This is a genomic window from Enterobacter cloacae complex sp. 2024EL-00214 (assembly GCF_043945575.1).
In the GTDB taxonomy this organism is placed as follows: Bacteria; Pseudomonadota; Gammaproteobacteria; order Enterobacterales; family Enterobacteriaceae; genus Enterobacter; species Enterobacter cloacae_P.
Window position 1 is genome coordinate 433,207 of record NZ_JBIMRC010000001.1, and the last position, 19,850, is coordinate 453,056.

Consider the following 19,850-nt stretch of genomic DNA (forward strand, 5'->3'; position numbering starts at 1 on the left):
CATGAAAACCCAGGCAACACTATCGCAACCTTCCGCTGTCCCCGGCTCACCGCTGCTCCAGGTGAGCGGCGCGCTGTTCGGTATTATTGCCTTCATTCTTATCGCCGCATGGCTGGCAAAACGTTTTGGCCTGGCGGGTAAAACCGCCGGAGCACGCGGTATGAAGGTCAGCGCCAGCACGTCACTGGGACCACGCGAGCGCGTGGTCATTGTGGATGTTGACGATGCGCGCCTGGTGTTGGGCGTGACCGCGTCAACCATCAACGTCTTACATAAACTGCCGCCTGCGCCCACCCCGGGTGACGAGAGCGCAGAATCCCCTGCGGATTTTCAGTCCGTCATGAAGAGTTTGCTTAAGCGTTCCGGGAGATCCTGATGCGCCGTTTGTTATCCCTTACGCTTGCGGGTCTTTGCCTGTTCGCTCCCGCCGTGTATGCGCAATTGCCGGGTCTGGTCTCTACCCCCATTGCCGGTGGCGGACAGAGCTGGTCGCTCCCGGTTCAGACGCTGGTCTTTATCACCTCGCTGACGTTTATTCCGGCGATCCTGCTGATGATGACCAGCTTCACCCGTATCATCATCGTGTTTGGCCTGCTGCGTAACGCGCTGGGCACGCCATCTGCCCCGCCGAACCAGGTGTTGCTGGGGCTCGCGCTGTTTCTGACCTTTTTCATTATGTCGCCGGTCATCGATAAGATTTACACCGACGCTTATCAGCCGTTCAGCGAAGATAAGATTTCCATGCAGGTCGCGCTGGAAAAAGGGGCCCAGCCTCTACGCGAGTTTATGCTGCGCCAGACGCGAGAAGCGGATTTAGCCCTTTTTGCCCGTCTGTCTCACACCGGTGAGATGCAAGGCCCGGAAGCCGTGCCGATGCGCATTCTGCTGCCCGCGTATGTCACCAGTGAACTGAAAACCGCGTTCCAGATTGGCTTTACCATCTTTATTCCGTTCCTGATTATCGACCTGGTGATCGCCAGCGTCCTGATGGCACTCGGTATGATGATGGTTCCCCCCGCCACCATTGCTCTGCCCTTTAAGATCATGCTCTTTGTGCTGGTCGATGGCTGGCAACTGCTTGTCAGTTCGCTGGCGCAAAGTTTCTACAGTTGAGGAGCGCGCAATGACGCCAGAATCGGTCATGATGATGGGAACGGAGGCGATGAAAGTCGCCATTGCTGTTGCCGCGCCCCTGCTGCTTGTTGCGCTCGTGACCGGCCTTATCATCAGTATTTTGCAGGCCGCCACGCAGATTAACGAAATGACGCTGTCATTCATCCCGAAAATCATCGCCGTGTTCGTGGCGATTATCGTTGCCGGGCCGTGGATGCTAAACCTGTTGCTGGACTATATGCGCAACCTGTTTACCAACCTGCCGTATATCATCGGCTAATACGACGATGCTGCACATCACCAGCGACCAGTGGGTTCAGTGGCTTGGCGTCTATTTCTGGCCGATGCTGCGCATCCTGGCACTCATTTCAACCGCCCCCATTCTCAGCGAGAAATCGATACCCAAGCGGATCAAAGTGGGGCTGGGCATCATTATCACCATTATCGTTGCCCCTTCTCTGCCACCGGTGGATATCCCCATCTTCTCGGCGAATGCGGTGTGGGTAGCGTTGCAGCAGGTGATGATTGGCGTGGCCGTCGGGTTTACCATGCAGCTCGCGTTTGCCGCCATTCGTACTGCTGGTGAGCTTATCGGTCTGCAGATGGGGCTATCCTTTGCGACCTTCGTCGATCCTGGTAGCCACCTCAACATGCCCGTGCTGGCACGAATTATCGATCTGCTGGCCATGCTGCTGTTTCTCTCGTTCAACGGTCATCTGTGGCTGATCTCCATGCTGGTGGATACATTCCATACGCTGCCGATTGGTGAAAATCCGGTGAACAGCAATGCATTTCTGGCCCTCGTCCGTGCCGCCGGGCTTATTTTCCTCAACGGACTGATGCTGGCACTGCCTATCATTACCCTGCTGCTGACCGTTAACCTTGCACTGGGTTTACTAAACAGAATGGCCCCGCAGCTCTCGGTATTTGTCATTGGTTTCCCGGTGACTCTGACGGTCGGACTTTTATTAATGTCATTGCTGATGCCACTTATCGCCCCCTTCTGTGAACATTTATTCAGCGAGATATTCAACCTGTTAGCGGATATTGTCAGCGAACTCCCTCGCAAATAATAACCCGCATTGTTCTCAGTGTCTTTCTGAGGATATTCCTAAAATAAATCGCGAAAAACATCTTCCAGGATATATCTGACGCGGTTTAATTGTTTCTAACCACCTCACAATACTTAATATTTACTTTACTTTGAGATGATTCCTGGCAAATTATACGTAACTTTACGGGATAGTGAGTCCGCCTGAAAGTCTTTGTCATGCTCACAGGTTTATTAATTTTTTTCCATCCCGTATGGCTGTTTATGAGCTCTCAGGCAGATGGTGAATTATCGTTACGCATTGAGTGAGGGTATGCCATGTCAACGATCATTATGGATTTATGCAGCTACACCCGGCTAGGGTTAACCGGGTACCTGGCAAGCAGAGGGGTAAGAAAGAGAGACATCAACGATGCACACACCGTTGACGAACTTGCAGCCGCTTGTGATGACCTCAAGCCAGGCGTGGTGTTTATTAATGAGGACTGTTTCATTCACGATCCAGCCAACAGTCAGAAAATTAAGCAAATCATTAATCAACATCCCAAAACTCTGTTTATTGTTTTTATGGCGATAGCCAACATTCACTTTGATGAATATTTGTTGGTTCGTAAAAATTTATTGATCAGTTCTAAATCGATTAAACCAGAGTCTTTGGATGACATCCTGGGCGATTATTTGAATAAAGAAGTAAAGAATGTAGGCGCAGTTAACTTACCCACTTTATCATTAAGCAGGACTGAATCAAGTATGCTGCGAATGTGGATGGCCGGGCAAGGGACTATTCAAATTTCGGATCAGATGAATATTAAAGCAAAAACCGTTTCATCACATAAAGGTAATATTAAAAGGAAAATAAAAACGCATAATAAGCAAGTGATCTACCACGTTGTTCGCCTGACGGATAATGTGACGAATGGAATTTTCGTCAACATGCGTTAGCCTGCTTAAAACCTTTAGTCTGCTCCTCCTGATCTCTGGCCTGGCCAGAGATTTTTGCTATGCAGCAGATGTCGGGCGCGCAGATTGCCACCCGACGCCACGCTACTCTGCTTTTTCCACAAAGATACCATCCGCATGCCCCAGTTCATTAAAGAACCAGATGCCGAGCGGGTAGTCTTCCAGTGATACCAGATACATTGTGCCTTCACTAAACTCTTCAATTGCCAGCACTATCCCCGGACGGCGAGCGCCACCGTCCGTTTTGACGGTTACCCGATCGTTGACCTTCATACGTTTCTCCTGCGGTTTTGAGCCAGTGTAGAACAAATCTCATTAACTGACATCGCCACAGGGCGCGAATGATGTTTTTGTGTGCAGTCTATACTTAAAGGTGGACACGGTTGAATGAGGTACCCGTAATGAAGACCGATAAAGCGTACAGCGACACCATCAGAAACGAGGTGGATGTCGATGCCCTACTGGCCGCCATCAATGAAATCAGTGAGTCCGAAGTTCGCCGCTCGGACGATCATTCCGACCGGGTCATTGTGAACGGGAGGGATTATCACACTTACCGTGAACTGGCCGAGGCCTTCGAGCTTGATATTCATGACTTTAGCGTGTCTGAAGCAAATCGTTAGGGCGAAAAAAATCCCGGTCATGGGGATGGCCGGGATGAAACTTGCTTATGCAAGAAGCACTTGAAATTCGTTACACCAGGAATCCTGATGTGCTGTAAACAGTATCCTCAACGATTTTGCATGACAAGAAAATATTTGCGTTATGAATACATTTTCTGATGTACGGCATCTTTTGTTATACCTTCACCACAGGAAACAGGAGTTGGATCACTCCTTGTCACGATCGCGCCAGACAACCCGGTTTCGTCCATACTGTTTTGCCTGATACAACCGGGTGTCAGCAATGGACTGCAGCTGTTCGAAGTTGTAATTCCCCTTTTCATGCGCACAGCTCACGCCAAAGGATGCGCTAATGCGTATGGTGGTATTTTTTTTCACCAGAATTTCTTTACTGTCGATCCTTGAGCGAATGCGCTCCGCGACTGCTGACGCTTCCGGCAGTGCAATCCCTGGCAGTACCACACAAAACTCCTCCCCACCAACACGCCCGGCAACATCGCTGGTACGTAACCCGGTGGCGATGAGCCCTGCAGCATGAGACAGTACCTTATCCCCCGCCTGATGCCCAAACAGGTCATTGATGTTTTTGAAGTGATCGAGATCGATCTGAATCACGGAGAACGGCAGTGACTGCTGTTGACATGTTTCCGCCAGTTGTTTTGCCCGCTCAAACAGTGCCCCACGGTTATTCAGACGGGTGAGCGGATCATGCCAGGCCTGCCACTGCAGTGAGTTCTGCAGCGTGTACATATTTCTCACCATCCGGCGGATAACCAGCCAGGAGATCAACAGCATGGCGGTAAAGAGTGCCCACAGGAGCGCCAGCACAATGCTGATACTGCCGAAATCACCGCGCACGCCTTCATCCAGGGTATGAACGCGCAACACCACGCCATTAAAATGATCCAGTCGCTCCCAACTGACAAAACGGCTCCCCAGACGGAGACCGCCTTCGGTATCACCTGCAATAGCCGAGGCAATTTGCGCCCTTTCAACGTCGTCAAAAAGGTTTATCTTGCTGGCAGAGACTTCAGAGGACGCAATCAGGTTCAACCGGGTGTCGTAAAGCTGGTACTCACCTTCCGTATGGTCTGCCACCGCATCCTTTAGCAAGCGCTTCATGGTTGCGACAGAGAAATCCAGCGCGACAACGCCATACCAGTAATTATTGAAATAGACCGGGACACTGGCGGTGATCGTCGGAGCATCTGCTGGTGCCGTTGACGTCGTTGAGGAGAAAAACCAGCGTACCGCCCGTGCACGGTTGGCGCGGCCGGATTGCTGGGTAAACCAGGGACGCGTGACAAAATGATAATAGCGGGAAATGATCTCGTCATCATTCACGGGCGTATTGGTAGCGACCCAGAGCCCGGCACGCGAAATATACATCGCGCGCTCTTCTTTCTGAGTGGATGACGAGGCCAGACGCAGTAAATACCCGACTTCCAGCGCCGCGGAGATTTCATGGCTAATATGCTCATCATCGCGGTTTAGTAACGTGGTTTTACTGACAAATTCATCCGAGACGCCATTAACAGGCAGCGTGCGATCTTTATCGACAATCAGTTGCCAGGAGGGGGTGTTGCGCACCGTTTTAAAGCGCGCGACGGCCATTTGCAGGACATCAAACCCCAGGGGCGTCTGAAGCGCTTCGCCCATACTTTTACGGAAAAAAAGGAGTTTATCGACGCTAAATTGCAGCTGTCTGTCCAGCGCACTGGCAACCGTTTCCAGATGATTACGCTGGCTTGAAACATACGCCCCTTCCAGCACCACGACTTCGCGCCAGGTCAGAAGAGTAGAAAAAATGAGCACAACAAGAAAGCAGATGTTAACAATCAGGCCGGGATTGCTACGATTATGCAGCCATTGCAGAAAAGATCGTTTTACAAAATAGGTGTCGCGCTGCACACACACTCCCTGATTACCACTCTCATACCCGGTACGGTATTGTTCTGTAAAAACGCCCGACAAAGCCGGGCGTTACGTGATTAAGCCTTGTCGCGCTTTTGTCGCCCGTTACCCGGCTGAAGCTCATCTTCACGAAAAGCTTCACGCTTGATGCTGTAACCATCATGCCACCGACATTCCACCATTCCGCTGGAATACCCGGTGACAATCATGCGAGGGCCACCTTTCTTAGGCTCAACTTCATCACTGACCAAAAAGACCATACCTGCCTCCTGTATCAGGGTGAAACTGTTTCAATTTAGACGAGAAATGGCCTTTTTGCATCCTGTAACAAGTAACAAATTAGTGCGACGTGCCACGCATTTTTTCAACCAGCGTCACGGCTGCAACCACGATACCACCAATAATAAAGCCCAGCACCAGATTCAACAGCGTTGGCAGGATAGCCGCCACCAGCGCCCCCTGAGACGAGGCAAAATGTTCAATAACATGGTGTAGCGGTGCGATACCGTGCACCACAATGCCGCCCCCAACCAGAAACATCGCCAGCGTGCCGACCACCGACAAACTCTTCATTAGCCAGGGAGCCAGCACCAGCAGGCTTTTGCCAATACCTTTTGCCACGACACTCGATTTTTCTTCCAGCCAGTAGCCGATATCATCCAGTTTGACGATCAACCCCACCAGGCCGTAGACGCCCACCGTGACCAGAAGGGCTATCCCCGACAGGATCAGCACCTGATTCAGCAGCGGAGAGTCCGCAACAATCCCGAGCGTTATCGCCACAATCTCCGCCGAAAGGATGAAATCGGTGCGGATGGCACCTTTGATCTTGTCGCGCTCAAACGTTTTGAGATCCTGTGTAGCCAGTGCTTCAAGGCGTTGCTGGCGCATCTCAGGGGTATCATGCTCTTTACGTGACGCGAGCGAATGAAGGATCTTCTCAGCCCCTTCAAAGCACAGAAACGCCCCCCCCACCATCAGCAAAGGGGTGATAGCCCAGGGGATAAAGGCGCTTATCAGCAGCGCCAGCGGTACCAGGATCACCTTATTAATGAATGACCCCTTCGCCACGCCCCAGACAACCGGCAGTTCGCGGTTAGCCCGAACCCCACTCACCTGCTGGGCGTTCAGCGATAAATCATCTCCCAGTACACCGGCGGTCTTTTTTGCCGCCAGTTTGCCCATCACCGAAATGTCGTCCAGTAAGGTGGCGATATCATCCAGCAATGTTAACAAGCTACTTCCTGCCAAAATCTCTATCCTTCTTTTTTTAGTAATGAAGTGAATAGTATGGAGCAAAAGCGTAAAGCCTGAAACAGGCACCTTACGTCAACAAAAAATTCACACTTACCTCACAATTAAAGAACTCGCCAGCCTGACCGTTTTGGCGTTTACTGTTAGCGACCTTTTCATTTCGTCGTGAGGGACTATGCGTTTCCGGCAACTATTACCGCTCATTGGTGCTCTTTTTTCGCTGTATATCATCTGGGGTTCCACCTATTTTGTCATTCGTATCGGCGTGGAAAGCTGGCCACCGCTGATGATGGCGGGCATTCGTTTTCTTTCGGCAGGTATACTGCTGATGTCCTTCTTACTGCTGCGGGGACATAAACTGCCTGCACTGCGCCCGCTGCTTAACGCAGCCCTGATTGGCCTGCTGCTGCTGGCCGTGGGGAATGGGGCGGTTACCGTCGCGGAGCACCAGAATGTTCCTTCAGGGATCGCCGCAGTGGTGGTCGCAACCGTGCCGCTGTTTACGCTTTGCTTCAGCCGTCTTTTCGGCATCCGCACCCGTAAGCTGGAGTGGCTGGGCATTGGGATTGGTCTTGCCGGGATTATCCTGCTCAACAGCGGCGGCAACCTGAGCGGAAATCCGTGGGGCGCGCTGTTGATCATGATTGGCTCCATGAGCTGGGCGTTTGGTTCCGTGTACGGTTCGCGCATTGAGTTACCGTCCGGCATGATGGCTGGCGCAATTGAGATGCTCGCAGCAGGAATTGTGTTGTCGATTGCCTCCATGCTGACGGGCGAAAAGCTGACGGCAGTGCCGGATCTGTCGGGCTTCCTGGCCGTAGGTTACCTGGCGCTGTTTGGCTCCATCATTGCCATTAGTGCCTATATGTTCCTGATCCGTAACGTCTCCCCTGCCGTCGCCACCAGCTACGCGTATGTCAACCCGGTAGTGGCCGTACTGCTGGGAAGCGGATTCGGTGGCGAAACGCTCTCTCCCATTGAATGGCTGGCATTAGGCGTGATTGTTTTTGCCGTGGTGTTGGTCACGCTGGGGAAATATTTGCTGCCGGCTAAACCGGTGGTGGTTCCGTGTGAGGTGGAGAAACCCTAAGCGGATGGATCCCCTGGGTGTCGATCTGCGCGGCCTGCCCGCCGCCGCAGATCCACTCTTCCAGCCGCTCAGTCAGTTCCACATCATTCAGCTTCAGCTTGCCGCGCAGCGCACACTCCCAGACAATCAGCACCCGCCAGCCTTGTGCAACAAGCGTTGCAATATCACGTTTGTCTCGCGCCACATTCTTACCTATTTTGTCCAGCCAGAAATCGGTGCGGGTCGCAGGGACTTTAAACAGGTAACAGTCATGATGATGCCAGAAGCAGCCGTGGGTAAAGATGATGCACTGATACGCATCGACCACGAAGTCGGGACGCCCGGCAAGCGCGGCATCCTGCACGCGAAAATCAAAACCAGCCTGCTCCAGTAACCCGGCTAGCCGTTTTTCTATTGCGGTATCACGCGTGCCGATGGCACGCATATTTTTACTGCGAGTCGCCTTATTGTGTACATCCGTCATTGACGGCCTCACTCTGGCGCAGCGCAACAGCCTGTTTGATGCGTGGGGCCAGTAGTTTTGCCACTGCGGCAAATGCGGGAACCACCACGGAATTACCAAACTGACGGTACGCCTGAGTGTCCGACACCGGTATACGGAAGCTGTAACCCTGCGGCGTTTCAAACCCCATCAGGCGCGCGCATTCACGTGGCGTTAAGCGACGCGGACGATGACGCTGGTTCTGCGGGTCGTCGAAGTCTTTCTCGCCCAGGGCTTTATCCCACCCTCTGTCGATAAGAATTTCCGCGCCGTCTTTATAGTAGCGGGCGGACAGTGTGCGGGTCACGCTGTGCGGATCGTTCGGGTTAACCATACCAAAACCAAAACCATTGCCCTTTGCCTGGTGTTTTTTGGCATAGCGATAGAGGTATTTCCACAGCACCGGGGTCAGGATAAATTTGGCATCGATGGCGGACTCCAGCAGATCAGCCACGGTCGGACGACGCGCCGGATACAACGACGGGATATCCCGCAGGGTAAAATCCCCCTTCAGATTGAGATCGCGACGGAAGCCCACCAGCACAATACGTTCGCGGTGTTGAGGCAGGAAAAATTTGCCATCGATGATTTTCGGGTCATCTGCGCCCATATCCTGCGAGTCGGCCACGTCGTAGCCCAGCTCATCGAGCGTTTGCATTATAATACGGAAGGTTTTCCCACCGTCATGGCTCTTTAAATTCTTGACGTTTTCCAGCACAAAAATAGCCGGACGACGGGCATCAATAATACGGGCAACATCAAAAAACAGCGTTCCCTGCGTATCGCAGGCAAAACCGTGGGCGCGTCCGAGGGCATTTTTTTTCGATACCCCGGCAAGCGAGAAAGGCTGGCACGGAAAACCAGCCAGAAGGACATCGTGTGCCGGAATAGTATCGCGAATATGGGCGGCAGCCTCTGCATCGGTCACACCGCTTTTGTGGCTCAGGGTCACATCGCGGATATCGGCATTGAAATGATGCGCGTCAGGGTCACAATACCAGTTGGCTTTATAGGTACGAACCGCATGTTTATTCCACTCGCTGGTAAATACGCACTGCCCACCAATGGCTTCAAACCCGTGCCGGATCCCGCCGATACCGGCAAAGAGATCGATAAAACGAAAGGCATAGTTCGGATGTGCCGCTGACGGGCGCGGAAGCAGGTTTTGCAGGTAACGGAACTCGCTCTCGCTCAGGCGATGCCCTGCCCGCTCGCTGGTAAGCAGTCTCTTGAGAATTGCCGGGCTCCAGTGGCTCTCACCGTGTGCTGCCAGCTGGTTTGCCAAAGATTTAGCATCATAGATATCCAGCAACTGGTGCAGTAGCGCCTGTACCGTTGCCGTTGATTTCTCAGCCTGCTCAGACGCGGGCTTAGTCACTGATCGATTTTCCTGCATTCTTTTAACCAGGCAATAAAGACGGGGAACAGATTACCACAGTTCAGTCACTCAAACTGCGGCGAAAGCGGTGCTGAACCTGGCTATCTAACCCCAGGCAGTCACCCTGTAATTCGGCACTCAGTTTTGCCATAAACTGGATCAGAAAATCGGCGTTATGCCGCGCGAGTTCGCGCCCCACTTCCGTTTTCATTGTCTCTGGCAAGCGCAGTAGCTTGGTCTGAAAATGGTCGAGAGCGAAGGTTCTGTCGTCCAGCGGGCGAGCATCAGCGAACGGATCTTCTGCATCAAAAAGCGCCACACCCAGCGCCCCCGATACGGCAAAAACACGTGCAAGACCGATAGCGCCTAATGCCTCCAGCCGGTCAGCATCCTGCACAATTTTGGCCTCAGGGCTTTGCGGCGTAATGTCTGCGCTAAAGCTGTGCGCTTCAATGGCATGCTCCACGGCAGCATGGTGCTCTGAGGGAAAATCAGGGAAATCGCGTCTTAAAATATTACGCGTCTCGCGCGCCGCCAGATGTGATGACTGGCTACGATCGGGATGGTTTTTCGGCAGGCTGACAATGTCATGGAAATAACATGCCGTCAGCACGACCAGCGGCTCAGCCATCTGGTTAGCCATGATGTTCTGCGCCGTCATCCAGACACGGCGAAAGTGCGAAATATCATGCGCGGCGTCGTCGGTAGTGTGGTTTTCATCAAGCCAGCGCTCAAAGCGGTGTTGCCACTGTGCAATTTCCATCATCACGTCCTGTCGCTTAAACCACTACAATAGCAATTTTCCCTGCGGCTATCACGGGTTGTCCTGGCGTGGGCGCGTGTACCAGGCAATCCCGCCCAGAATCAGGCCTACGGTGCTCAGTACTAAAAAGCCAAACAGTGCCCCAAGCCACTTACCGCTGGTCGATCCCAGAGACCCGTCAACAATGGTATCGGACAGTGAAGGAATTTTACTCACTACCCATATATAGCGAACCATCGCCCAGACAAAGTATCCGCAAAAAGCGTAAAACACCCACAGAGCCAGTTTGCCTCCCAGGCTACGATCGTTTTTTCGTTCCATCTTCAATCCTTACTCCACGGCAACCACGTTACCGTTTTCACATATTCGTTCAAATTTTGTGATGATAATCACATTTTGGCATTAAACGTCGGGCTCCGCGACGCTTTCTGCTCGCAAGTTTGCGTTAAGTTGATCTCTGGCAAATTTGCAGACTGGCACATTCCCGGCGTAATGCTGTTGAAAATGATGTTCTCTTCTGACTACACGTCACATGAAATATAATTCCTGCAAATTAAAACTACGGAATAATATTCAAAATAAATACTTAATAATAATTAACCCCTATATATTCGGGAAAGAAATTCACAAGAAAAATAAATAGACGAATAGAAACATTTTGTAATTCTTTTGCTATTTTAATTACATTTATTTTTGAACCTAAATAATATCCCATAGAATAGTATCTGGCCTGTAGTTACGGAGAGTCACTACATATATTCATATAAATTATCTTTAAAGGGAATATATAATGAAAAGAAAAGTTCTGGCAATTATTGTACCTGCTTTATTAATGGCTGGTGCTGCAAATGCGGCTGAAGTGTACAACAACAACGGCAATAAATTAGACCTGTACGGTAAAGTGGATGGTCTGCACTATTTCTCTGATGACACCGGTTCTGACGGCGACATGAGCTATGTACGTTTGGGCTTCAAAGGCGAAACCCAGATTAACGCTCAGCTGACCGGTTATGGTCAGTGGGAATATAATATTCAGGCAAATAATACTGAAGGCAGTGACAAACAATCGTGGACACGTCTTGGTTTTGCGGGTCTGAAATTTGGTGAATACGGTTCATTTGACTACGGTCGTAATTACGGTGTTGTATACGACGTAGAAGGCTGGACCGATATGCTGCCTGAGTTCGGCGGCGACTCCTATACCCATACCGATAACTTTATGACTGGCCGTGCAAACGGTGTTGCAACTTACCGTAACAATGGTTTCTTCGGTATGGCCGATGGCCTGAATTTTGCCCTTCAGTACCAGGGTAATAATGAAAGTGCATCAAACGATCAGGAAGGCACCAACAACGGCCGTGATATTCGTAAAGAAAACGGTGACGGCTGGGGTATTTCAACCTCCTACGACTTCGGAATGGGCTTCACCGCTGGTGCAGCATATTCCTCTTCCGACCGTACCAACGATCAGGTCACGAAAACGACGGCTGGAGGTGACAAAGCGGATGCCTGGACCCTGGGCATGAAATATGATGCCAACAGCGTCTATCTGGCCGCAATGTATGCAGAAACCCGCAACATGACGCCATACGGTGACTTCGGTGTAGCAAACAAAACCCAGAACTTTGAAGTCACTGCACAGTACCAGTTCGACTTCGGTCTGCGTCCTGCCGTCTCTTTCCTGATGTCTAAAGGTAAAGACCTGAATTCCAGCTACGGTAACGACAAAGATTTAGTGAAATATGCAGACGTTGGCGCAACGTATTACTTCAATAAGAATATGTCCACCTATGTTGATTACAAAATCAACCTGCTGGATGAAGACGATAACTTCTACAGCGCAAACGGTATCAGCACTGATGATATCGTGGCGGTAGGTCTGGTTTATCAGTTCTAATCCCCATAAAGACTAAAGCCCGCATACAGCGGGCTTTTTTTGTCTCTGGCACACACCCTTACGGTGCTTCCTGCAATGCCACCCGAATAAATCCATTATTCTGCGCCAGCAACTCATGCGCTTTCCACGCATCCAGCCCGGTCAGTACCATCAGCACCGCTGTTTTACAGTTGTTGTTACAGCTTTCCAGCGCCGCTTTCGCAACGGCGCGGGTGCATCCCCCGGCTTCCATTACAATCGCAATTTGCCGTTCAACCCATTTGGTATTGCTTGCTTCCAGATCCACACGCAGGTTGCTGTAAACACGCCCGGTGCGAATTGCCAGCCCGGTAGCGACCATGCTGAGGATCATTTTTTGCGCAATCCCCGCTTTGGTATTGATATACCCGGCAACGGCATCAGCCCCCAGTTCAGGCGCAATGACCATGCTTGCCAGCTGCGCCGCCTCGCTTTGTGCATCATCGGTAATAACAGCGACAGTCGACCCCAGCGACCACGCATGCCGCATGGCTCCCCAGACCCAGGGGGTTTTTCCACTGACGGTGACCGCCAGCATCATGTCGTGCTCGCCAAACCCGATAGCCTGCAGGTCAGCGACACCACGCTCGTAGCTTCCGGCATCATCACCTGCCGTAATGGCAATCACCGGGGATTTTCCCGGCGCATATTCATCTGCCGCCTGTTTTGCCGCGCGGCCGGACGGGCCAGCGCCAACGATCACCAAACGCCCGCCATGACTCAGGGTTGCCGCTGCGTTATCGACCACGCGGGCAATCGTCGTTAAGCAGGGAGTCATGGCCGTAGAGATTTGTGCATCATCCTGGTGAATGACTTTCAGCATGTCCAGCGTGGACAATCTATCGATATTCATCGTGCTGGCGTGCCGTCTTTCCTTGACCGAACCGGTAAGCATAATGCTCATAAACAGCCTCCTTATTATGAGTACCCACACACTATAAAGTGTTTTATATGGATGACCTGCGAGGAGGGTCACGAAAAGTAGAGCAACCGCATGCTTTTACATAGCTTTAAGAAATGCGCGGCATCGGTGATAATTACCCTTTCTCCTTTATCACGGAGTGGTAATGAGCGATTTGCAGCCGTTTCCTGAGACGCGCAGACGTCCCATGAAACTAAACACCCTGGTCACACTCATGGTATGCGCCATTATCGGCTCTGTCCTGCTGGTGGTTTTTGCCCTTTATTCAGTGCAAATCACGCGGGCCACGCGAGATGATGTTAAAGATACCGCGCTGGGGATTGCCCGCACCTTTGCCGACAGCCCTGACGTGAAGCGTGGTCTGATGCAGGCCCCACAGGCCGATATTATCCAGCCCCTCGCTCAGGCCGTGACGCAACGTAACGACCTGCTGTTCACCGTGGTCACCGACATGCGCGGTATTCGTTACGCTCACCCGAACGAAGCGCTGTTAGGCCTGCATTTTATTGGCGACGATCTGACACCCGCTCTGGAAGGAAAGGAGAATGTCTCCGTTAACCGGGGCGCACTAGCCGAGGCCTTGCGCGTGTTCACACCGGTCTACGACGCCCAGCACGAGCAAATTGGCGTTGTCGTGGTGGGGATCTCCCTCAATAAAGTTGAAGATCAAATTACGCGCGGGCGGTTGAACGCCGTCTGGACCATTCTGTTCAGTATCCTGATGAGTTCGCTGGCGATCTGGGGTCTTGTCCGCGTACTGAAACGGATCCTGTTTGGTCTGGAGCCGTACGAAATCTCCGCGCTATTTGAGCAACGTCAGGCGATGCTACAGTCGCTCCGGGAAGGTGTCCTGGCGGTAGATATTCATGGTCGCGTCACGATGGTCAACCACGCTGGCAGAGAAATGTTACTCCTGTTACCGGGCCAACAAACCGAAAATACCAGCGAACCGCTGCTGACAAGCCTGCGGGAAGTGTCGAAAACCGGTATTGCCCGCCAGGACCAGGAGATCAGCTGCAACGGGCGGTTATTACTTTGTAATATGGTCCCGGTAAAAAGCCGGAATCGGGTGATTGGGGCCATCTGCACCTTCCGCGATAAAACGGAAATCAGCCAGCTGATGCAGCGTATTGATGGCATGGTCAACTACGTCGATGCCCTGCGCTCCCACACCCATGAGTTTATGAATAAGCTGCATGTGATCCTGGGGCTACTGCATATGAAGCGCTATGACAAGCTGGAAGAGTACATTATCCAGACGGCGCATAATTACCAGACTGACATTGGAGCCATTCAGCATAAGATTAAATCTCCGGTGATTGCTGGCTTTTTGCTGGGTAAAATCAACCGGGCAAAAGAGGCCGGAATTACCCTCACGCTGTCCGACGAATGTCTGCTCCCCGACACGGCCAACGAAGAGCAGGTCGCGGTACTCATTACCGTGCTGGGGAATCTGATCGAAAATGCACTGGACGCTATGCAGGATCAAACGGAAGGTGAAATCAGCCTGCTGCTGCACTATCAAAGCGGCTGGCTCAGCTGTGAAGTCAGCGATGATGGCCCAGGCATCGATCCGGTAGCACTGGAGGATATTTTTACGAAGGGCTTCTCAACAAAAGGTGAAAACCGGGGCGTTGGGTTGTTCCTTGCCCGCCAGCAGATCCAGAATCTCGGTGGGGACATCAGCGTCGAGTCTGAACCGGGTGTATTTACTCAATTTTTTGTTCACATCCCCTGGGATAGCGAGAGGAATATCGCGTGATAAATGTTTTAATTGTCGATGATGACGCAATGGTAGCTGACCTCAACCGTCTGTACGTCAACCGTGTTGAAGGCTTTAGCTGCTGCGGTGTCGCCTCTACGCTCAACCAGGCCGAGGCAGTCATTAATAACCCGAGCCAGCCTGTCGATCTGGTGCTGCTGGATGTTTATATGCAACAGGATAACGGACTGGATCTGTTGCCCATCATCCGTGCGTCAGGCCGCCCGATCGATGTGATTATGATCTCATCGGCATCCGATGCCGCAACGATCCAGACCTCCATGCATTACGGCGTGGTGGATTATCTGATTAAACCGTTCCAGTTCCCGCGTTTCGAAGAGGCGTTGAGCGGCTGGAAGGCAAAACGTAACCTGATGGGTTCACACCAGTATTATGAGCAGGCAGATGTAGACAGACTGCTGCACGGCGGTGCGCCGGAGCTGGCGGACAGTAAAAAACTGCCGAAAGGGTTAACCCCGCAGACGCTGCGCACCATCTGTCAGTGGATTGACGCGCACCCGGAGATGGAGTTTTCCACGGATGACCTGGCGAGCGCGGTGAATATCTCGCGCGTTTCCTGTCGCAAGTATTTGATCTGGCTGGCTCAAATCAACATCCTGTTCACCAGCATTCACTATGGTGCCACCGGGCGTCCGGTATATCGTTACCGGCTCCAGCCCGAGCAGACAGGGCTGCTTAAACAGTACTGCCAGTAACCCGATAGCTGCTGTCCAGTAAGGTAAAACGGAAGTGGTGCGCTGAAGAGAACACCACTTCTTTCGTTTTGGTCACAAAGATAGCCTCAATATCAGGGCGCGCACGCAGGGCAGCACACCCTTTCTCCACGCCCATTCCGTACATCAGCGTGGTCCAGATATCGCCATCAATGGAATCTTTTGAAACGACGGTTACGCTGTCCAGTTCATTGTCCAGCGGGTAGCCAGTACGTGGGTTGAGAATGTGGTGATAGCGTTTGCCGTTTTGCTCAAAGTAGCGCTCATACGTTCCTGATGTCACAACGGACATGTTCTCAACCGTCATCGTGCCAATCAGTTCATCACCGGCGAACGGTTTTTTAAGCCCCACGCTCCAGCCCCCATCCGGCGAACCTAACGTCTGGATATTACCGCCCAGGTTAATCAACCCCAGTTCAGCCCCCGCTTTACGCAGATAATCCCGCACCCGGTCGGCAATATAACCTTTGGCAATCGCCCCCAGATCAATCTCCATCCCTGGCCTGGTCAGAAAAACGCTGCTGTTTGCATCATCGAGCACAACATCACCCGGATGGGTAACAGCAAGCAGCGAGGCAATTTCATCGGCTGGCGGTACGCTATCTCCCCGAAAGCCGATTTTCCAGCGTTTCACCAGCGGACCAATGGCAAGGTTAAAGGCGCTGTCCTGGAGCAGGCTGGCGGCTTTTGCGCAGCGTATAAGTTCAAATACCGGGCGACTGACCGCGACCGGATGCTGCCCGGCTGCATGGTTGATATCCATCACCTGCGAATGCGCACGGTTGACGGTGAGCACATCTTCGTACTGTTTGATCAGGCGAAATACGCGAGAAGCGAGCGCTTCATCATGGGAAAAGAGTTTCAGAAGAATGGGCGAGCCCATCAGGACAGCGGAATAACTGTAAACGCGGTTGTCATCGGGCATGGCATGCTTCCTCAGATGTAGCCCCGGCAAGCAGCGAGCCGCCGGGGAAATTGCCGGATAACGCGCGTTAATCCGGCCTGAAAAACAGGTGCCTTATGCCATTTTTGCGCGCATCTCCGCCTGATGTCCGGCAAGCGTACCAAAAATAATGATATCTGCCACCGCATTACCACCGATACGGTTACCGCCGTGGATCCCGCCGACAACCTCACCCGCAGCAAACGCCCCCGGCAGTACGTTATGGCTGTTATCCAGCACGCAGGTTTCGGTGTTGATGGTCACGCCGCCCATTGTGTGGTGTACACCCGGTGCAATCTGAATGGCGTAGAACGGCCCTTCGTTGATTGGTGCACGCAGTGCAGTAGTACGGCCAAAGTCATCATCGTGCTGCTTTTCAACAAAACCGTTGTAACGTTCCAGCGTGGCCAGGAAAGCGTGGTAATCCATTCCCAGTTCTTCAGCCAACGCTTTAGGTGAGCTGGCGCTGGTGACAAACCCTTTCGCGATGTACTCATCCGCCGCTTTGTTTTTCGCACGAACATGCTCATCAAAGACGATATAGGCGTATTTTTCAGGCAGTGCGATGATCTGCGCTGAGACTTTATCGCGGGTTTCCATCTCGTTAAAGAAACGGTTCCCCTTCTGGTTAACCAGAATCGCCCCGCCGCCGCGAATGGATTCGGAAATCAGATACGAGGTTTTCTGTTCGACAGTTGGGTGGATCTGGATCTCGCCCATGTCGACCGTACCGGCCCCGATACGTTCCAGCAATGCGATACCGCCACCGGTCGCCCCTTTGTGGTTGGTGGTCACAAACCCTTCCAGGTCCGGACGGTATTTCACAACCATCTGACTATTGGCGCTGAAGCCCCCCGTTGCCACCACCACGCTTTTGGTCGCCACGACGATCGTTTCGTTCTCTTCGGTGGTCAGACGTACACCGGTTACTTCGCCGTTTTCGAAGATGATGTCGTTAACGGAGGTATCGAGCATCACGTCGATGTTACGCTTGTTGACGTTACGTACCAGGCCGCTAATCAGATAACCGCCGACGGCAGAACCATCTTTTGGACGGTGGGTACGGTCAATGCTCATTCCCCCGGTGGTGGTAATATCATTCAGCATGATGCCGCGTGTCGCCAGCCACTCGATAGCCTCTGGCGCGTTTTCTACGAAGCGGTGCAGCAGCGCCGGGTTGTTCTTGTTTCCACCGCCTTTCAGGCTCTCCTGGTAGAACAACTCTTTGCTGTCCTGAATGCCTTTCACCCGCTGGAAGCGGGTTTCTGCGGCGTTCATGCCCGCAGACGCTTTAATGGTGTTGCCGCCAATGGAGGGCATTTTCTCAACAATCAGCACGCTCGCGCCTTCGTCGTGTGCCTGGATTGCCGCCGCCAGACCAGCACCGCCGCTACCCACCACCACAACGTCAACGCTTTTGGTTTCGTTCGGGTCAGCCCCTTCTTCCGCCGCCAGCGCTTTGCTGGATTTCAGCATCGCTTTCGACACCGCTTTTTTCACCGCTTCGCTCTGGCTGGTTGCACCCGTGATGGCATCCACATGCGGGGTATTGGCATCCAGAATGCGGGTGCGGATCTCTTCAAAGCTGGTGACAAACTCCACGTCTTCACCCGGACCGGAGGCCAGTTCAATATCGGCGATGCGGTCGGTTTCCAGGCTGACGTTAATGACAAGCTCATTGGCGTCGTCCTGCACTTTCTCAACGAACATACCCGGTTTGAATCTGGATTCACCCATGCTCATGTCGCGGATCATCGCTTCCACCAGCGAGAAACGCCACAGCGGTTCTGGAATGCTTAACGCTTCGCGCTGGGTACTGTCCATGAACAGCTCAAGCGTTTCACCGGCAGCAATGCGGTCAGTCCAGTCCGGGTACGCGATGGTTGCGCGGCCAACGGCAATCAGGTCGTAGCCATGTTCCAGCGCGTCATTAACATCGGCGGCATTCACCACACCGCCCACGCCCATCACGGGGATCTGTGCCAGCGTTTCAGAGCGCATCGCGCAGTATTTTTCGATAAGCGAGGTGGGATCTTGCGTGTCGACGATAGATGGGCGCAGGGTCGCACCTACAGAAAAGTGCAGATAATCCACGCCACGCGCGGCCAGTTTTTCCAGCAGGTACATGGTGTCGTCAAAACGAATGCCAGGAACTTCCAGCTCTTCAGGGGAGAAGCGGTAGCCAATAATAAAAGCATCATCCGCGTACTGACGCACCATTTTGTGAGTGATATCCAGCACCGCCAGCGGGAATCTGGCGCGGTTGTCACGGCTGCCGCCCCACTCGTCGTCGCGCTGGTTAGAGTTCGGAGAGTAGAACTGCTGAATCAGGTATGTGTTTGCCCCGTGGATTTCAACACCGTCAAAACCAGCCTGGATGGCACGACGTACGGCTTCACCAAACTTGCCAACCATCCCTTCCACTTCTTCGGTGGTCAGCGCAACCGGCGTCGCGGCACCGTCACGCGGCGCAGCAACTGCGCTTGGGCCAACAGGTGTACGGCCACCGATCAGTTTCGGGTCGACCATGCGACCACCGTGGTAGATCTGCAGAAGGGCTTTAGAACCTTTGGACTTGATGGCATCGGCGATTTTCGCCAGCCCGGCGATTTTTTCGTCGTTATCAATACCAATCGCCCCCGGGAAAGCGAGACCCAGGTCGTCGACAAAACAGCACTCAACAATAATGGTACCAATGCTGCCTGAACGTGCCCGATAGTACTCCACCAGCTCGCTGGTGACCGTACCATCATAGTAACCCGTACAGGTTGTCATCGGTGCCATTAACAAACGGTTTTTCAGTTCCGTGCCATTCGGTAATGTGAAGGGGCTTAAAATACGTTCGTTAGTGCTCATAATAGAAACTCCAAACTTTAAAAAATTAAGAATTCGTTGTCGGACCAGTTTTATTTCGTTTTTTATGCCGATTTCATAATATTAATATAAT

At 52.5% G+C, this 19,850-nt stretch carries 20 protein-coding genes and 1 pseudogene; 10 read left to right on the forward strand and 11 right to left on the reverse strand.

What is annotated here, in order from left to right; all coding sequences use genetic code 11:
* Position 1 precedes the first annotated feature (1 nt).
* The 5 genes and pseudogenes from fliO to rcsA all read left to right on the forward strand — a co-directional run bounded on the left by fliO (position 2) and on the right by rcsA (position 3,106).
* Complete coding sequence (gene fliO, locus ACHHZ6_RS02200) at positions 2 to 376, forward strand: flagellar biosynthetic protein FliO (RefSeq protein WP_182271894.1); 375 nt, start codon at positions 2 to 4, stop codon at positions 374 to 376.
* Positions 376 to 1,113: a flagellar type III secretion system pore protein FliP gene (gene fliP / locus ACHHZ6_RS02205; RefSeq protein WP_182271895.1), complete on the forward strand. Its 738-nt coding sequence runs from the start codon at positions 376 to 378 to the stop codon at positions 1,111 to 1,113. Before fliO ends, fliP begins: the two co-directional genes overlap by 1 nt.
* 10 nt (positions 1,114 to 1,123) lie before the next feature.
* A complete protein-coding gene (gene fliQ, locus ACHHZ6_RS02210) occupies positions 1,124 to 1,393 on the forward strand; it encodes a flagellar biosynthesis protein FliQ (protein WP_003859587.1) in 270 nt (89 codons plus the stop codon).
* 7 nt (positions 1,394 to 1,400) lie between these two features.
* Positions 1,401 to 2,193 (forward strand): annotated as a pseudogene (fliR, locus tag ACHHZ6_RS02215) (flagellar biosynthetic protein FliR); the annotation flags it as partial.
* A 289-nt stretch (positions 2,194 to 2,482) separates the two neighbouring features.
* Entirely contained in the window at positions 2,483 to 3,106 is a 624-nt protein-coding gene (gene rcsA, locus ACHHZ6_RS02220) for a transcriptional regulator RcsA (RefSeq protein WP_182271897.1), read from the forward strand.
* A 102-nt stretch (positions 3,107 to 3,208) separates the two neighbouring features.
* Here the strand turns inward: rcsA and dsrB are convergent, their stop codons facing one another.
* Positions 3,209 to 3,397 carry a protein DsrB gene (dsrB, locus tag ACHHZ6_RS02225; protein WP_182271898.1) on the reverse strand — a complete coding sequence of 63 codons (189 nt, stop codon included), beginning with the start codon at positions 3,395 to 3,397 and terminating at the stop codon, positions 3,209 to 3,211.
* Positions 3,398 to 3,525: 128 nt separating this feature from the next.
* On the opposite strand from dsrB, the gene yodD reads away from it, so the two are divergent.
* Positions 3,526 to 3,747 carry a YodD family peroxide/acid resistance protein gene (gene yodD / locus ACHHZ6_RS02230; protein WP_182271899.1) on the forward strand — a complete coding sequence of 74 codons (222 nt, stop codon included), beginning with the start codon at positions 3,526 to 3,528 and terminating at the stop codon, positions 3,745 to 3,747.
* A gap of 207 nt (positions 3,748 to 3,954) precedes the next feature.
* On the opposite strand, the gene dgcQ is transcribed toward yodD, so the two are convergent.
* The 3 genes from dgcQ to ACHHZ6_RS02245 form a co-directional block, all read right to left on the reverse strand.
* Complete coding sequence (gene dgcQ, locus ACHHZ6_RS02235) at positions 3,955 to 5,658, reverse strand: cellulose biosynthesis regulator diguanylate cyclase DgcQ (protein ID WP_395121649.1); 1,704 nt, start codon at positions 5,656 to 5,658, stop codon at positions 3,955 to 3,957.
* A gap of 80 nt (positions 5,659 to 5,738) precedes the next feature.
* Positions 5,739 to 5,921 carry a YodC family protein gene (locus ACHHZ6_RS02240; RefSeq protein ID WP_182271901.1) on the reverse strand — a complete coding sequence of 61 codons (183 nt, stop codon included), beginning with the start codon at positions 5,919 to 5,921 and terminating at the stop codon, positions 5,739 to 5,741.
* Positions 5,922 to 6,000: 79 nt separating this feature from the next.
* Positions 6,001 to 6,912, reverse strand: a complete 912-nt coding sequence (locus ACHHZ6_RS02245) for a DUF808 domain-containing protein (protein ID WP_395121650.1) — start codon at positions 6,910 to 6,912, stop codon at positions 6,001 to 6,003.
* Between the two features lie 178 nt (positions 6,913 to 7,090).
* On the opposite strand from ACHHZ6_RS02245, the gene yedA reads away from it, so the two are divergent.
* The gene (yedA, locus tag ACHHZ6_RS02250; protein ID WP_182271903.1) at positions 7,091 to 8,005 is read left to right on the forward strand and encodes a drug/metabolite exporter YedA; all 915 of its coding nucleotides are present in this window, start codon (positions 7,091 to 7,093) and stop codon (positions 8,003 to 8,005) included.
* Here yedA and ACHHZ6_RS02255 read toward each other — a convergent pair.
* From ACHHZ6_RS02255 to drpB, 4 genes are all read right to left on the reverse strand, one after another.
* The gene (locus ACHHZ6_RS02255; RefSeq protein ID WP_182271904.1) at positions 7,965 to 8,468 is read right to left on the reverse strand and encodes a very short patch repair endonuclease; all 504 of its coding nucleotides are present in this window, start codon (positions 8,466 to 8,468) and stop codon (positions 7,965 to 7,967) included. The two genes, yedA and ACHHZ6_RS02255, sit on opposite strands and share 41 nt — an antisense overlap.
* Positions 8,449 to 9,864, reverse strand: coding sequence for a DNA cytosine methyltransferase (locus tag ACHHZ6_RS02260; RefSeq protein WP_395121651.1), 1,416 nt, complete (start codon positions 9,862 to 9,864; stop codon positions 8,449 to 8,451). The genes ACHHZ6_RS02255 and ACHHZ6_RS02260 overlap by 20 nt, the downstream gene beginning before the upstream one ends.
* A gap of 61 nt (positions 9,865 to 9,925) precedes the next feature.
* Entirely contained in the window at positions 9,926 to 10,627 is a 702-nt protein-coding gene (locus tag ACHHZ6_RS02265; protein ID WP_395121672.1) for a phosphohydrolase, read from the reverse strand.
* Between the two features lie 51 nt (positions 10,628 to 10,678).
* A complete protein-coding gene (gene drpB / locus ACHHZ6_RS02270) occupies positions 10,679 to 10,948 on the reverse strand; it encodes a cell division protein DrpB (protein WP_182271906.1) in 270 nt (89 codons plus the stop codon).
* 469 nt (positions 10,949 to 11,417) lie between these two features.
* Here drpB and ompC point away from each other — a divergent pair, with 469 nt between their 5' ends.
* Positions 11,418 to 12,524 (forward strand): porin OmpC, encoded by a 1,107-nt coding sequence (gene ompC, locus ACHHZ6_RS02275; RefSeq protein WP_395121652.1) that lies wholly within the window; start codon positions 11,418 to 11,420, stop codon positions 12,522 to 12,524.
* Positions 12,525 to 12,582: 58 nt separating this feature from the next.
* Here ompC and ACHHZ6_RS02280 read toward each other — a convergent pair whose 3' ends face one another.
* Entirely contained in the window at positions 12,583 to 13,446 is an 864-nt protein-coding gene (locus tag ACHHZ6_RS02280; protein WP_182271908.1) for an N-acetylmuramic acid 6-phosphate etherase, read from the reverse strand.
* Positions 13,447 to 13,609: 163 nt separating this feature from the next.
* Between ACHHZ6_RS02280 and ACHHZ6_RS02285 the strand changes: the two genes are divergently transcribed.
* Positions 13,610 to 15,226 (forward strand): sensor histidine kinase, encoded by a 1,617-nt coding sequence (locus ACHHZ6_RS02285; protein ID WP_182271909.1) that lies wholly within the window; start codon positions 13,610 to 13,612, stop codon positions 15,224 to 15,226.
* Positions 15,223 to 15,942: a two-component system response regulator DcuR gene (gene dcuR, locus ACHHZ6_RS02290; protein ID WP_182271910.1), complete on the forward strand. Its 720-nt coding sequence runs from the start codon at positions 15,223 to 15,225 to the stop codon at positions 15,940 to 15,942. Before ACHHZ6_RS02285 ends, dcuR begins: the two co-directional genes overlap by 4 nt.
* Here the strand turns inward: dcuR and ACHHZ6_RS02295 are convergent.
* Together ACHHZ6_RS02295 and ACHHZ6_RS02300 are read right to left on the reverse strand one after the other, a co-directional pair.
* Entirely contained in the window at positions 15,923 to 16,885 is a 963-nt protein-coding gene (locus ACHHZ6_RS02295; protein WP_182271911.1) for an FAD:protein FMN transferase, read from the reverse strand. The genes dcuR and ACHHZ6_RS02295 overlap by 20 nt on opposite strands.
* Positions 16,886 to 16,978: 93 nt before the next feature.
* Positions 16,979 to 19,759: a flavocytochrome c gene (locus tag ACHHZ6_RS02300; RefSeq protein WP_395121653.1), complete on the reverse strand. Its 2,781-nt coding sequence runs from the start codon at positions 19,757 to 19,759 to the stop codon at positions 16,979 to 16,981.
* Positions 19,760 to 19,850 lie beyond the last annotated feature (91 nt).